Here is a 13,369-nt window from a genome sequence, read left to right on the forward strand (position 1 = left end):
CCCTCGTCGCGGGCGGCTTCGACCGCGGCCTCGTGGCCCGGTGCGAGCGTCACGCCCTCGTCGCGGAGGAGCGAGGGATGGCCGACGACGACGCGCTCGCCGTCGACTCGGCCGGAGACGCCGCGGTCGTGGACGGTCACGTCGTCGGCCGAAACATCGGGAATCGACGCGTTCGCGTCCGCCGCCTCGATTCGGTCTTCGGCCGTCTCCACGACGGCGGTCGCGAGCGGGTGCGCGGAGAAGCGTTCCAGCGCGGCGGCCGCGGCGAGGGCGGCGGTTCCGCTGTCGCCGACGACCCGGAGGACCGCCATGTCGCCGTCGGTGAGCGTCCCGGTCTTGTCGAAGACGACCACGTCCACGTCGGGGACGGCCTCGAAGACGGCCTCGGAGGCGATGACGATGCCCCGACTCGCGGCCTCCTTGATGCCCGAGGCGACCGCCAGCGGCGTCGCGAGGCCGAGCGCACAGGGACACGAGACGATGAGGACCGTGAGGCCGATGAGGAGCGCGTCGGTCGGCGTGCCGCCGCGGACGAGCGTCCAGCCGAAGGCGACGGCGGCGAGGACGAGCACCGTCGGGACGAAGATGGTCGCCAGTTTGTCGGCGAGGCGCTGGACGCCCGAGCGGGCGCTCTGGATGTCCCAGAGCAGTTCGACCAGCCGGTCGAGCGTGCTCGTCGCGTCCTCGCCGACCGCGACGACGAGTGGGCGGTCGGTGACGACGGTCCCGCCAAGCACGTCGTCGCCGGGGCGCTTCGTCCGCGGCATCGACTCGCCGGTCACGAGCGCCTCGTCGACCGCGGCGGCCCCTCGCGGACTGTCCCGTCGACGGGAATGCGCTCGCCCGGCCGGACCTCCACGAGGTCGCCCGGTTCGAGCGCGTCGAGCGCGACCATCTCGACGGCGGTGTCACCGGCACCCTCAGCGTCCCCCGCGACTCTGCGGCGGGCCTCGGAGACCCGCGAGGCCGCGAGGTCCGAGAGCATCCCGGCGGCCTTCCGCTTGATGCGGTCCTCGTAGTAGTTGCCGAGCGTGACGACGAGGATGATGGCGACGGTCACGTCGAAGTAGACGTGGGTCTCGCCGACGAGGACGGCCGCTGTCGAGTAGACGTAGGCGCTCGTCGCCGCCAGCGAGACGAGCAGGTCCATGTTCGGCTGACCGGCGCGGAGGCTGACGAGCGCCCCGCGGAGGATGGGAAAGCCGGTGTAGAACAGGACGATGGAGGTCATCACCCAGATGTTGCCGAGGATGTAGATGCCGTCGAACACCCCGAGTTCGACGACCGGTTGGAAGCCGACGTAGGTCGGGTACAGAAACAGGACGTACCACAGCATCACCATCATGCCGAAGACGCCGCCGCCGATGACGAACCGCGCGACCTGATTGTCGGAGCGCTCGGCCGCCTCGCGCTCCTCGGGGTCGCGCGTGCCGTAGCCGTAGCGGGCCAGCGTCCCCGACAGTCCGTCCAAATCGGCGGTCTCCGGGTCGTAGGTGACGCGGACCATGTCGTTGGCGTAACTCGCCTCCGCGGCGTAGACGCCCTCGCAGGTGCGGGCGGTGCCCGAGACGAACGCCTCGCAGGTGGCGCAGTGCATCCCGTCGACAGCCATGTACGTCCGCTCGGCGTCGTCGGGCACCTCGTCGGCCTCGCCTGCGAGTTCGCGCTCGACCGTCTCGGGGTCGGCGCTCGCCGCGTCGCCGAGCACGCGGGTGATTTCGAGACAGCCGCGACAGCAGAACTCGCCGTCCACCTCGTCGTCGGTGACGGGCGGCGTCGGCGTCGGCAGGCCACAGAGGTCACAGCCCTCGTCGTCATTTCCGGCGTCGCTTCCGCCGCCGGCCGACCCGCGTGACCGCGTCGTCGTCGACATCATCACAACGGTTGGTAGAAGGGCACGTGAAGGTGCGGGACCGACACGCCCAGAAGCATCAGCCCGTGCGACAGCGGGATGTAGCCGAGGACGAGAAACGCCGCCCCGAGCGCTCGGTGGAGCGTCGCCCGCCGGCGCGCCGAGACGCGGCCCAGAAGCGTCCCGTAGAGGAACAGCGTCGGAATCGTCCCGAGGCCGAGCAGGCCGAGTAGGGCGGCGGCCCGGAGCGGTTCGCCCGTCGAGAAGGCGTAGAGGTACGCCGGGTAGATGATTGGACACGGGAGCAGGCCGTGAATCGCTCCGAGACCGAGGATTCGCGGCCCGCCGACGAGTCTGTCTACGCGGGCGGTCGCCCACCCGCTGACGCGGCCGAACAGGCGCGTGACCGCGGTCGGTGTGAATCGGTCGATGGCGGCCGACTGGCCGACGAGGTAGCCGACGCCGGTGAGGATGATGGCGGCCCCGACGAGCAGGCCGGTCGTCGCGCGGACGCCGCTCCCGACGGCGGCTACCGAGTCGAACGCGTCGAAAAACAGGCCGCCGACGAGGGCGAAGGTGGCACCGATGGCCGCGTAGCTCAGCGCCCGCCCGACGTTGAACAGGGCGTGTTGGCGGACCTGTCGGACGGTGAGCGACCGGCTATCGACGCCCTCGCGGTCGGCGAGGCGGTCGGCGTAGACGCTGACGAGCGGGCCGCACATCCCGAGACAGTGCGCCCCGCCGAAGAGGCCGACGAGGAGAAACGCGACGGCCTCGGGCGTCGCGGCCGGCAGTCCGAGCGAGATGCCGCCGTCCATCTCACGCGGCGTGTTCGCCGTCGGTCTCGGGGTCGGCGTCGCCGTCGTGGCCGTGTCCGCCCTCGGTCGGGCTCATGAGGAAGTAGATGACTGCGGAGATGAGAAGCACGTTGACGGCCGTGACGACGCCCGCGAGGGGGTTTTTCGTCACGCCGAAGATGACCGCTGGCAAGAGCGCGAGCAGTGCGACGGTTCCGGCGCGTCGTGGCGTGAGTTCCATACCGGTCCATTCGCGACCACGGTGTTTCTGATTTCGCCTATTCCCACCGCGTTGGAATGGGGTGTTGCGTTAAAGTCCCGTTATTCCTCATGACCGGGTATGGCCGTTGATTCGACAGCAGAGGGAGCCGCGTCCTCTGCCGCGCGCGTTTCCACCGACGGAGGCGTGCCAGCAAACGCGGATTCCCAAGGTGATTCCGGGCAGGCAGACCCCCCGGTCGACTCCATCGTCGGGACGGCCGACGACGGCATCGTTCGCGAACTCGGACACGACGATTTCGACCCGGTCGGGACGCTCGTGCTCGTCCTCATCTACATGGCGATTCTCATCGGCATGTGGGTGTTCATGTACTTCGTCGAGTTCCTCGGACGGGGTCTCACGGTGGTGGGATAGATGGAGATACACGCCTACGAGAAACTCTGGTTGGCGCTGGCGCTCGTCCTCATCGTCGGGTTCATCGGGACGATTACCTACGGGGCCGCCGGCGCGGGTATCGACATGATAGACGACAAGGGCGGCACGGTCGACCCGGCGACGCTCGACCAGCACCCGAAGTTCGGCGACCCCGGCATCGAACGGAACGGTGAGAACAGCTACGACGTGTACGTCGTCGCTCGCCAGTTCGTCTTCGAACCCGGCACGACCGAACCGCTCCGGGTTCCCGCCGGCAGCACGGTCACGTTCCACGTGACCGCCGCCGACGTCATCCACGGCTTCGAAGTCGTCGGCACGAACGCGAACACGATGGCCATCCCCGGGCAGGTCGCGGAGTTCACCGTCGAGTTCGGCGAACCGGGCGAGTACGGGATGCTGTGCAACGAGTACTGTGGCTCCGGCCACCACGTGATGGAAGGGAAGATTGTGGTTATGGAACAGGAAGCATTCGACAGTTGGTACGAACAACAGCAGGCACAAGGGGAGGCTGAGAACTGATGGCGACCGAATCCGGCGGCAGCGAGTTCGTCGATACGTTCCCCGACGAGGCGGCGATTATCAAGGCGAGTTTCCTCATCGCGTTCGTTTCGCTCGGCATCGGCGCCTTCTTCGGGCTCATTCAGGCGCTCCACCGGACGAACGTCCTCCGCGTCATCGACTCCGCGGACTACTACACGTTGCTGACGGGCCACGGCGTGCTGCTCGCCATCGTCTTCACCATCTTCTTCCTCTGTGGGGTGTTCCACTGGGCGGTCGCCAGAAGCCTCGACCGGCCCGCCGAGAGCGCGCTGTTCTCGTGGGCGTGGGTCGGCCTGATGACGACGGGCACGGTTCTGGCTACCGTCGCCATTCTCGGTGGCCTCGTCCCGAACCTCGGCATGAGCGCGGACGTGCTGTTCACGTTCTACGCGCCGCTCCAAGCCCACCCGATATTCTACATCGGACTCGCGATGTTCATCGTCGGCACGTGGCTCGCCGGCGCGGACTGGTTCCTCTCCTACCGCGCGTGGCGGCAGAACCACCCGGACGAGCGCATCCCGCTCCAGACGTTCATGGTCCTCACGACCATGATTATGTGGTACATCTCCACCCTCGGCGTCGCCGTCTCGGTGGTGTTCTTCCTCATCCCGTGGTCGCTCGGCCTCATCGAGAGCGTCAACCCGCTTCTGACGCGGACGCTCTTTTGGTACTTCGGCCACCCAATCGTCTACTTCTGGCTGATGCCGGCGTACCTGCTTTGGTACACCGTGCTCCCCAAACTCGCGGGCGGTCGCCTCTTCAGCGACCCACTCGCACGCGTGGTGTTCGTCCTGTTCCTCCTGCTTTCGACGCCCGTCGGGATTCACCACCAGTACCTCGACCCGGGCATCGCGGAGGGCTTCAAGTTCATCGCCATGACGAACACGATGTTCCTGCTCCTCCCGTCGCTCCTTACGGCCTTCACGGTCGTCGCCAGCGTCGAACACGGCGCGCGCCAGCGCGGCGGTGAGGGCTACCTCCGCTGGCTGGGCGCGCTCCCGTGGCGCGACCCCGCGTTCACCGGCATGGCCCTCGCGGGTGCGATGTTCGCCGCCGGCGGCTTCTCCGGCATGATCAACGCCGGGATGAACATCAACTACCTCATCCACAACACGCTGTGGGTGCCGGGCCACTTCCACCTCACCGTCGGCACGGCCGTCGCGCTGACGATGATGGCCGGGTCGTACTGGCTCGTCCCGCAGGTCACGGGCACGAAGCTCTACAGTCGCCCCATCGGCCTCCTGCAGGTCATCATGTGGTTCGTCGGCATGGTGTTCATGTCGAACGCGATGCACCGCGCCGGCCTCGCCGGCATCCCGCGGCGCACCGCCGAACCGCAGTACCAGAACTTCGAGTTCCTGACGCCCATCGGGAGCATCTTCGAGCTTCGGGTGCAGATTGCCCTCGGCGGGACGCTCCTGTTCCTGTCGGTGGTGCTGTTCCTGTTCAACATCCTCCTGACCTCGCTCGGAGAGGAGTCCGACCGCCCGGTCGACTCCTACCTGCCCGAGCCGCTTTCGGGCCCCGAAGGGAGTCCGCGCATCCTCGACAACCTCGCGATGTGGACCGGTATCGCGGCGGTGCTCGTCGTGCTCGCGTACACGCTCCCGTTGGCCGGCATCATCCAGAACGGCGGCGGGCTGTTCGGCGGCGGCCTGCCCGTTCCGGCGACGGTCTCGGCCGGCTTCGATCTCGTGTTGACGACAGTCACGAGCGCGTTCAACACCCTCTGGGGGGTCGTCGCGTGAAGCTCACGAAGGCGCGGGCGCTCATCCTCATCGCGTTCAGCGTCCCCGTCGCCATCGAACTGCGCACGGTGGCGGGCTTCTTCAACGTGGAGCTCCCGCTTATCGCCGTGGCTGTCATCGAGTTCCTCTTTCTCGCCCTGCTGTTCGTGCTGTACGGGCTCTACGGCGAGGGGTCGGAGTCGGCGGCGTAGCCGACGGCTCGAACGCCGTTTCGACGCCTTATCTTCCGCATCATCATCGCGAGTGCCGCCACGCGACGACCGCCGTATCGCCATAAAACCCCCACGATAGCGTGGGAAACGCTCGGATAGTTTCCCGGCCGCTGGGAAGCAGTCTCCGTTTATATTCGGTAGCCCCGCGTAAGTCCAAGCGACCATGAGCAACCTCGACTTGATGAAGGCCGGCATCGGCCTCGCGGTCGTCATCGGCATCGTCCTCACGGCGGTCGCCGGCTACGCGCTGTTCGCAACGTTCGGCGGTATCGACGGCCTGACCGTCGCGCCGGAACTCTTCGTGTCCGTCCTCTTCGGCGGCCTGCTCGTCGCGGCCGCCGCGGGCGTCCGGCGGGTCGTTCCCCGGCCCCGAACCCGCGTCTGAGCGTTCGCACCGACCGGCTCGGACCGGCTCCGCTGACCTCCATTCTCCGATTTCCGACCCGCTGAGCGACCGCGTCGGCTCGGCGGCCGCGCTACTGAGGCGAAAAGCGATACCTCCTGAACACCAATAGAGTGACATGTACGACACCGTTCTCGTCCCAACCGACGGCAGCGCCCGTTCCCTCGCGGCGGCCCGTCGTGCTATCGACCTCGCGAGTGCCTACGGGGCGTCGATTCGAGTCCTCTCGGTCATCGACGTCGACGACCTCGGTCTGTGGACGGCCGCCGACGTGCCGGTCGAGCGAGTTCGCGCGAGCCTCCGCGACGCCGCCGAGATGGCGGTCGAGGAGGTCGCGTCGCTCGCCGCGGACGCGGGCGTCCCCTGTGAGACGACGGTCCGGATCGGCGTGCCCTACCGGGAGATTCTCGACGCGGTCGACGAGGGCGATACGGACCTCGTGGTGATGGCGACCCACGGGCGGACCGGGCTCGAACACGCGATTCTCGGGAGCACAACGGAACGGGTCGTCAGGCTCGCCGACGTGCCGGTGTTGACGGTTAGGGAGTGAGTCGAACCCCGGAGGTCGAATCCGGCTCAGACCAACGCTCTGAGCCCGTCGCGGAGCGCCCGCCGACCGTAGATCGCGAGGCCGACGGCCCCGGCCGCGCCCAAGAGGAGCGGAATCACGTCGAAGCCGTCGACCGCCAACCGGAGCGCGCCCCAGACGAGGAACGCGGCGGCCTGCGCGACGTAGAACGCGAGCGTCTCGTTGAACGGGACGAACCCCCCGGCGAGGAAGACGACACAGAGGAGCGCGATGCCGATCACGTCGGCACTCATCGGCGGGAGCCAGCCGAGCGCGACCGCGCCGACGGCGAACGCACAGAAGACGACGCCGACGGCGAGCCGTAGCGGCGCGATTTCGGCGAACAGCGATTTGTCCGGCGGGACGACGTTCGAGCCGCCGTCGGCCGGCGTCGTAGATGTGGGAGGCACAGTCGTACGTTCGTCCGGAACTGTCAAAATTCTATTCTCTCGTCCGGCTGCGGTCCGCTTACTCCACGGGGATGCGACTGCCGCCGTCCCCGCCAGTCCGGTCGTCGCGGTCGACGGCGGGGCGCTCGTCGAGTTCGACGACGAGCGTCAGCGGGTCGCCCTCGCGGACGATGCCGACGGCGACCGGTTCGCCGGGGCGCGTTTCGGTGATGAGGTAGCGCATCAGTTCCTCGTGGGTGCGGACCGGGTTGCCCTCGATTGCGACGAGCACGTCGCCGCCGACGGGGACTTCCGTGCCGCGGTAGTCGGCAGTCCCGCGACAGCCGTGGAGGAATCCCTCGTCGCCGTCGGTACCGGCGGCGTCGACGACGAGGACGCCGTGGGGCGCGTCGAGGCCGTTCACCTCGGCGACGGTCGGCGTCACGTCGAGGGTGCGCGCCCGGAGGTACGAGTGGCGATAGCGGCCGTCGGCGACGAGCGCCGGAAGGATGCGGTTGGCGATGACGGGCGAGATGGCGAAGCCGATGTTGTCGCCCTGTTTAGCGCGGTTGACGCCGACGACCTCGTAGGCGAATCTGGCGTCATCGCCGTCGGGTTCCTCGGCGGCGAATCCAACGAGCGGCCCACCCGAGTTCCCGGGGTTGATGGGCGCGTCCGTTTGGACCACGTCAGGGATGGCAAAGCCGTTCGAGGTGGGGAGCGACCGATTCGACCCGGAGACGATACCCGCCGAGATAGAGCCGTCGAGGCCCAACGGGTTGCCGAGTGCGGCGACCGAGCGACCCGGCGCGGGGTTCTCGGCCGCGAGCGGAAGCGCCACGGCGTCTTCGGGCAGGTCGTCGACGGCGACGACGGCGAGGTCAGTGTAGGCGTCCGCGCCCACAACCTCGCCGACGCGCCACGACCCGTCGGCAAAGCGGAGTTCGACCCGGCCGGCGTCTGCGGCGTCGGCGAGCCGCGAGACGTGCTCGTTGGTGACGAGATGCCGGTCGTCGTAGACGAAGGCGCTCCCCGCCCCGCCGGGCTGGCGGCGGCCGCCGACGTAGACGGAGACGACCGAGGGGATGACGTCGCGGTACAGCGCTTCGAAATCGGGATACGTTGGCATGGTGGTGCGACGGGGCGGCACATACCGCCGGGGCGTCGCTTACCTCGGGTTAGCGCCCAGCGAATTTGAGCGTGTCGCGTGGTGACAGCCAACACGACTGTCACGGGCGGCGACCCGGTCGGTGGCGGCGGCCGCGGGTCGCGAGCGAAACGATGCCGCGAGGCCCCCAATTTAATACTATCTGTAGTAAACGTCGAGACAGCAATGGTCGCACTCGACGTACACGAGGACATGCAACGACTCGCCGACAGCGGCGTCGTCGCGGTGATGCGCGGCGCGGACGCGGACACTATCATCGACGTGGCCGACGCGCTCCACGAGGGCGGCGTCACCGCCTACGAAATCACGGCCGACAACCCCGACGCGATGGACCTCATCCGCGAGGTGTCGGCGTCCTTCTCGGACCGCGAGGCAATCGTCGGCGCCGGCACCGTCCTCGACGCACCGACCGCCAACGCGGCCATTCAGGCCGGCGCGGAGTTCGTCGTCGGGCCGAACTTCGACGAGGGCGTTGTCGAGACCTGCAACCGCTACGGGACGCTCGTCGCGCCGGGTATCATGACCCCGACCGAGGCGACCGATGCGTACTCGGCGGGCGCTGACCTCGTGAAGGTGTTCCCCGCGTCGTCGCTCGGCCCCGGCCACCTCAAGAGCATGAAGGGGCCGCTCCCGCAGATTCCGATGATGCCGACCGGCGGCGTCGGCCTCGACAACGCCGCGGACTACATCGAGGCCGGCGCGGTCGTCGTCGGCGCGGGCGGCGCGCTCATGGACGGCGAAGCCATCGAAAACGGCGACTTCGAGGCCATCACCGAGACGGCCCGCGAGTTCTCGACCGTCATCGACGACGCTCGGGACGACTGAGGGAGAGCGGCGGGTCGTCCTAATTTAAATAATAGAGTGTATGGTACATATTTAGCCATCCAGAACCAAATATAATATAATAACAAAAAGAAACGAAAGGACGGCCGTTTGGAATGGAATTATGTTTAGTTCTGAACCAAAATATAAAACTACAGAGATAAATAAACTGATCTTATCATACCCCTTCAGGTTATACGACTGACTATCTCCGCTTGGGCTGAGTTCGTCTCCTTCCATTTTGGTTAATTCCCCTCCTGTGAGAAAATAACCATACGGATTTATGATTTCGGCTCCTGAGCACCAACGGATCAAATCCCCTCGAACTGCCCGCCAATCACCGTTCACCGAATCGACCGTACACGCTCTTCGAACCCCGTCGGAACCACGTCCGCGAGCGCGTCGGGGTCCGACTCGCCGTTGGCCGCGACGAGGTAGGCCGCGCCGTCGTCGTCGCCGTAGACGCGCTGGAAGTCGTAGACGAAGCCCCAGCAGTCGGTCGCCTCGGGCACCTCGTCGCTCTCGGTGAGGTACTCCACCTGCCGGACGACCGCGTACTCGACGAGTCGGTTGACCGCCTCGCCGCCCGGCGTGTCCGCGTCGAACACGCCGAGTTCGCGGGCCTCCTCGGCGAGCGGGACGAGTCGGGAGATGGCGGCTTCGACCGCCGGGGGCAGGTCCCCAACGCTCCCGTCTGTGATGGTCTCGTAGGCGGCCGTCACCGCGCCACAGCCCGTGTGGCCGAGGACGACCACGTCGGTCGTCCTGAGCGCCGAGACCGCGTAGCCGACGGCGTCGTTGACGACGAGTCGCCCGTCGACTTCGGTCCACACCTGGTTGCCGACGTTGACCGACGTGAACAGCTCGCCGGCCCTATCGGCGCTCCAGACCGCGTCGGCGGGGACGCGGGAGTCCGAACAGCTCACCGAGACGACCGCCGGCGACTGCGCCTCGCGGACGCCGTCGAAGTGGTCGACGCCGAGGCTCTCGACGTGCCGCGCGTTTCCGGCCAAGAGCGACTCCAGCGCTGTTCGCGTCATTGGGTTACGTTGCACCCGCGCGTCTATATAGCTCCCCGCTCGTCGCGATTTTCACCGCCGCCGGTAGGGTTCGGGTTCGCACCGGTCACCGACCGTCACCGGACGGTTCGTCGCCTGTTTCGTCGTCTGACTCGGTGGCGTCGTCGTCGTCGGACTCGGTGGCGTCGTCGTCTCCGGACTCGACCGACCCACCCCAGATGAAGGGGTCGGCCGTCTCCTCCGCTTCCCCGTCGAATTCGTCGGTGTCCTCAGCAACCTCGGCGTCCTCAGCATCCGCCGCGTCTTCGACGGACTCGGCGGCCGCGGGTTCGGCCTCCTCGACGAACTCGGGCGTCTCGCTCACGCCGGCCTCGTCGTCGGCGACTGCGGGTTCGCCCGATTCGTCGGCGTCGCGGTCCGGTTCCGCGGCGCGGATGCCGAGTGCAGCCTGTCGGGACTGCTGTCGGGCCTCGCGGCGCGCCGAAAGCGCCTCGCGGAGGCGGTCGTTCAGCGTCTCCCGAAGCGTCGCCGCGTCGGCGACTTCGATGTCCACGGCGGTCGCGTCGCCGCCGACGAGGGAGATGCTCCCGGCCGTGTCCGCCGTGACCGTCGAGACGCGCCAGCGGCGCTGGAAAATCGTCCGCCGCTCGATGACCGTCTGTACCCGGTAGTAGGGGACAAAGCGCATCTCGCGCTTCCAGAAGCCGTTTCGGGTGACGAGGTGGTCCTCGGCGAGCGCGTAGCCGCGGTGCCGCCACTGGAGCGCGCCAGCGACGACGGCCACCGGGACGAGCGCCAGCGGCACGAACCACGGAATCTCCTGCGGGAGGAACCGGTTCGCCCCGTAGAGCGCGAGAGTTGCCACGCCGAGGACGAGTGAGTACCGGACGGCGTAGCGCCGGCGGATGCGCGTCGGCGGTCTCTCGAACGTCGGCTCCTCGACGCCTTCGAGGTCGGCGACGAGGCCGAGCACGCGGTCGCGGGTCGCAAGCGGGATGGCCGCCTCGGAGCCGCGACCGCCGCCACCCGACCCGTTCGACCCGTCGGAACTCGGGGCGTAGCCCGCCGTCTCCACGAGGAGCGTCGCGTAGCCGAACCGGCGCTTCAGCGGGTTGTCCTCGACGGTGAGCGTCTGGAGCTTGTCGATCGGAATCGACCCGTTGTAGCGCTGGAGGAGGCCGCGCTCGTATTGGAGTTCGTCGCCGACGCGGGTCAGCCGGAAGCCGTAGTAGTTCACCACCGCGGAGGCGAAGCCGGCGGCCCACGAGACGAGCGCGACGAGGAGTCCCAGCGCGACGACGCCGACGCCCGCGGCCGCGACGCTCCCAGCGGGGACCGGCACGTCCACGTACGAGGCGACGATGGGGAAGGCGGTCGACCCGAACACGAAGACCAGCCCGGGCAGCCGCAGGTCGAACGACAGTGCGCCGACGATGGCCAACTCTCGGGGCGTCAGTTCGAACAGTAGTTCCTGTTCGGGCTCGGGCGCGTCGCCGTCGGTGTCGCCGCGTTTCAGGCGGGCGACCTCCGACTGGATGCGGCGGGCTTCCTCGTAGCTGACGAAGCGGAGACTGCCCTCGGTCTCGCCGCCACCGGCGGTTTCGAGGTTCACGGCGGCGATGCCGACCAGTCGCTGGGCGACGTTGCGGGAGATGTCGACGTTCTGGATGCGCCGGTAGGGAATCTCGCGGTTGCGCCGGGAGAATACGCCCGAGCGGATGTCCAGCGTGTCCGGCGTGAGTTCGTATTCGAACCGGCGGAAGTAGGCGAGTTCGTAGCCCGCGATGGCGATCACGGCGACGCCAACGAGCGCGACGGAGCCGAGGCCGCCGAGGAAACCGCCGAAGGCGGTTCCGCCGGTGAAGGCGAAGAAGGCGAGCGCGAAGACGATGCTGGCGCTGCGCTGGACCGCCCGGTAGAGAACCGAGAGCGGCGACAGCCGGGTCATACCGCGTCGTCGCCCTCGGACGCGATTGCGAGGCGCTTCAGTCGGTCTTGGAGGTCCTCCGCGCCTTCCGGCGTCAACCCGGGAATCGACACGTCAGCGCCGCGGGAACCGGCGGTGTAGACGACGGTGGACGCGAGACCGACGAGCCGTTCGAGCGGACCGCGGGTCGAATCGACGTGTTGGACCCGGACGAACGGGACGACGGTGTTGACCTTGGTGAGGACGCCGCGCTGGAGATACAGCGAGTCGTCGCGGACCTCGTAACCCCACGCCCGATACCGGAGCAGGGCCATTGCGACGCCGCCGACGAGGAAGACGCCGCCGACCGCGACGGGGACGTACGAAGGTATCGAGACGGGCGCGAACAGCGTCGCCGCGGCCGCCACGCCGCCGACGACGAGCGCGAACACGACCGCTCGGGCGACCCAGAGAAGACGGATACGGGGGTGGAGGCGATTCACGGGAATCCCTCCGAGCGCGTGAACATCGTATACTCCGGCGTCTCTTCGAACGGGTAAATAACTGTGGCCGTGAGAATCGGCCTACGGTGTGGCGGCGAGGCGGCGTTCGACCCGGCGAGTCGCGGTGTCGAACGTCGCGCCGACCTCCGCAAGCGTCGCGAGCACCGGGTACCGGACCGACAGGTCGGCGTAGAGGAACTCCGTCACGTCCGGCACCAGCCCGGAGAGCGCCCGCCGGTGGTGGCAAATCGTCTCCTGTCGCGCCGCGACGAGATCCGAGAGCCGCTCGCGGAGCGACGAGAGGTCCTCGTAGAGCGCCAACAGCGCGTCGAAGCCGCGTTCGGAAAGCGGCGTTCGGTCGAGGTCGTCGAGTCGCCCGAGGAGGGCTTCGACCTCGCCGCGCATCGACGCCACCGACTTGGCTTCCTCGTCGACGACCTCGATGAACTGCTCGCGTTCGTCCAGCGACGACGCGGCCGCCGCTGCGACTGTGCGCCGGAGCGGCGGCGAGAGGACGCTCGCCGACCGAAACGCGGTCGCAACGTCCGGGCCGAACTCGGCGGCGAGGCTCTCCTCGAAGGAGTCGCCGTACTCCTCGTCGTAGTGCGGGACCGACATCACGGTCCGCTCGTAGCTCCGGCGCAGGCCGGAGAGTGCGGCGTCGGTTCCGCCCCGCCCGCTCCGCTGGCCGACGAGCGTCGCGGCCGCTGGGGCTTGATTCGGAGTCGATGCCGTCGCCTGCGACGCGGCGACCTCACGGCGAAACGCCCGGAACGCCTCGCGTTCG

15 protein-coding genes and 1 pseudogene are annotated in these 13,369 nt (G+C 68.1%); 7 read left to right on the top strand and 9 right to left on the bottom strand.

All coding sequences use genetic code 11. The features are described from left to right. The 3 genes and pseudogenes from NKF06_RS16395 to NKF06_RS16405 form a co-directional block, all read right to left on the bottom strand. Nucleotides 1–1,873, bottom strand: a pseudogene (locus tag NKF06_RS16395) (HAD-IC family P-type ATPase); the annotation flags it as partial. 2 nt (nucleotides 1,874–1,875) lie between these two features. Beyond that, entirely contained in the window at nucleotides 1,876–2,670 is a 795-nt protein-coding gene (locus tag NKF06_RS16400; RefSeq protein ID WP_253246019.1) for a sulfite exporter TauE/SafE family protein, read from the bottom strand. 1 nt (nucleotide 2,671) lies between these two features. Continuing rightward, a complete protein-coding gene (locus tag NKF06_RS16405) occupies nucleotides 2,672–2,890 on the bottom strand; it encodes a hypothetical protein (protein ID WP_058828132.1) in 219 nt (72 codons plus the stop codon). Between the two features lie 165 nt (nucleotides 2,891–3,055). On the opposite strand from NKF06_RS16405, the gene NKF06_RS16410 reads away from it, so the two are divergent. From NKF06_RS16410 to NKF06_RS16435, 6 genes are all read left to right on the top strand, one after another. Next, a complete protein-coding gene (locus NKF06_RS16410; protein WP_004044002.1) occupies nucleotides 3,056–3,283 on the top strand; it encodes a hypothetical protein in 228 nt (75 codons plus the stop codon). Then, entirely contained in the window at nucleotides 3,284–3,823 is a 540-nt protein-coding gene (locus NKF06_RS16415) for a cytochrome c oxidase subunit II (protein ID WP_058828133.1), read from the top strand. Continuing rightward, complete coding sequence (locus tag NKF06_RS16420) at nucleotides 3,823–5,592, top strand: b(o/a)3-type cytochrome-c oxidase subunit 1 (protein ID WP_253246020.1); 1,770 nt, start codon at nucleotides 3,823–3,825, stop codon at nucleotides 5,590–5,592. Before NKF06_RS16415 ends, NKF06_RS16420 begins: the two co-directional genes overlap by 1 nt. Then, on the top strand, nucleotides 5,589–5,783 hold the full coding sequence (locus tag NKF06_RS16425; RefSeq protein WP_004971074.1) for a hypothetical protein: 195 nt from the start codon (nucleotides 5,589–5,591) through the stop codon (nucleotides 5,781–5,783). The genes NKF06_RS16420 and NKF06_RS16425 overlap by 4 nt, the downstream gene beginning before the upstream one ends. A 184-nt stretch (nucleotides 5,784–5,967) precedes the next feature. After that, a complete protein-coding gene (locus NKF06_RS16430) occupies nucleotides 5,968–6,189 on the top strand; it encodes a hypothetical protein (protein ID WP_058828135.1) in 222 nt (73 codons plus the stop codon). Nucleotides 6,190–6,325: 136 nt separating this feature from the next. Continuing rightward, the gene (locus NKF06_RS16435; RefSeq protein WP_058828136.1) at nucleotides 6,326–6,757 is read left to right on the top strand and encodes a universal stress protein; all 432 of its coding nucleotides are present in this window, start codon (nucleotides 6,326–6,328) and stop codon (nucleotides 6,755–6,757) included. Between the two features lie 26 nt (nucleotides 6,758–6,783). Here NKF06_RS16435 and NKF06_RS16440 read toward each other — a convergent pair whose 3' ends face one another. Beyond that, the gene (locus tag NKF06_RS16440; RefSeq protein WP_058828137.1) at nucleotides 6,784–7,185 is read right to left on the bottom strand and encodes a hypothetical protein; all 402 of its coding nucleotides are present in this window, start codon (nucleotides 7,183–7,185) and stop codon (nucleotides 6,784–6,786) included. Between the two features lie 58 nt (nucleotides 7,186–7,243). After that, nucleotides 7,244–8,293 (bottom strand): trypsin-like peptidase domain-containing protein, encoded by a 1,050-nt coding sequence (locus tag NKF06_RS16445; protein ID WP_253246021.1) that lies wholly within the window; start codon nucleotides 8,291–8,293, stop codon nucleotides 7,244–7,246. 204 nt (nucleotides 8,294–8,497) lie between these two features. On the opposite strand from NKF06_RS16445, the gene eda reads away from it, so the two are divergent. After that, complete coding sequence (gene eda / locus NKF06_RS16450) at nucleotides 8,498–9,157, top strand: bifunctional 4-hydroxy-2-oxoglutarate aldolase/2-dehydro-3-deoxy-phosphogluconate aldolase (RefSeq protein WP_253246022.1); 660 nt, start codon at nucleotides 8,498–8,500, stop codon at nucleotides 9,155–9,157. Between the two features lie 341 nt (nucleotides 9,158–9,498). Here eda and NKF06_RS16455 read toward each other — a convergent pair whose 3' ends face one another. The 4 genes from NKF06_RS16455 to NKF06_RS16470 form a co-directional block, all read right to left on the bottom strand. Further along, nucleotides 9,499–10,194 (bottom strand): carbonic anhydrase, encoded by a 696-nt coding sequence (locus NKF06_RS16455; RefSeq protein ID WP_253246023.1) that lies wholly within the window; start codon nucleotides 10,192–10,194, stop codon nucleotides 9,499–9,501. Between the two features lie 85 nt (nucleotides 10,195–10,279). Next, the gene (locus NKF06_RS16460) at nucleotides 10,280–12,121 is read right to left on the bottom strand and encodes a PH domain-containing protein (RefSeq protein WP_253246024.1); all 1,842 of its coding nucleotides are present in this window, start codon (nucleotides 12,119–12,121) and stop codon (nucleotides 10,280–10,282) included. Then, the gene (locus NKF06_RS16465; protein WP_253246025.1) at nucleotides 12,118–12,582 is read right to left on the bottom strand and encodes a PH domain-containing protein; all 465 of its coding nucleotides are present in this window, start codon (nucleotides 12,580–12,582) and stop codon (nucleotides 12,118–12,120) included. The genes NKF06_RS16460 and NKF06_RS16465 overlap by 4 nt, the downstream gene beginning before the upstream one ends. A gap of 81 nt (nucleotides 12,583–12,663) precedes the next feature. Beyond that, nucleotides 12,664–13,369: hypothetical protein (locus NKF06_RS16470; RefSeq protein ID WP_253246026.1), on the bottom strand; the 706-nt coding region annotated here is incomplete at its 5' end.

The organism is Haloferax sp. AB510 (assembly GCF_024136985.1).
Taxonomy (GTDB): domain Archaea; phylum Halobacteriota; class Halobacteria; order Halobacteriales; family Haloferacaceae; genus Haloferax.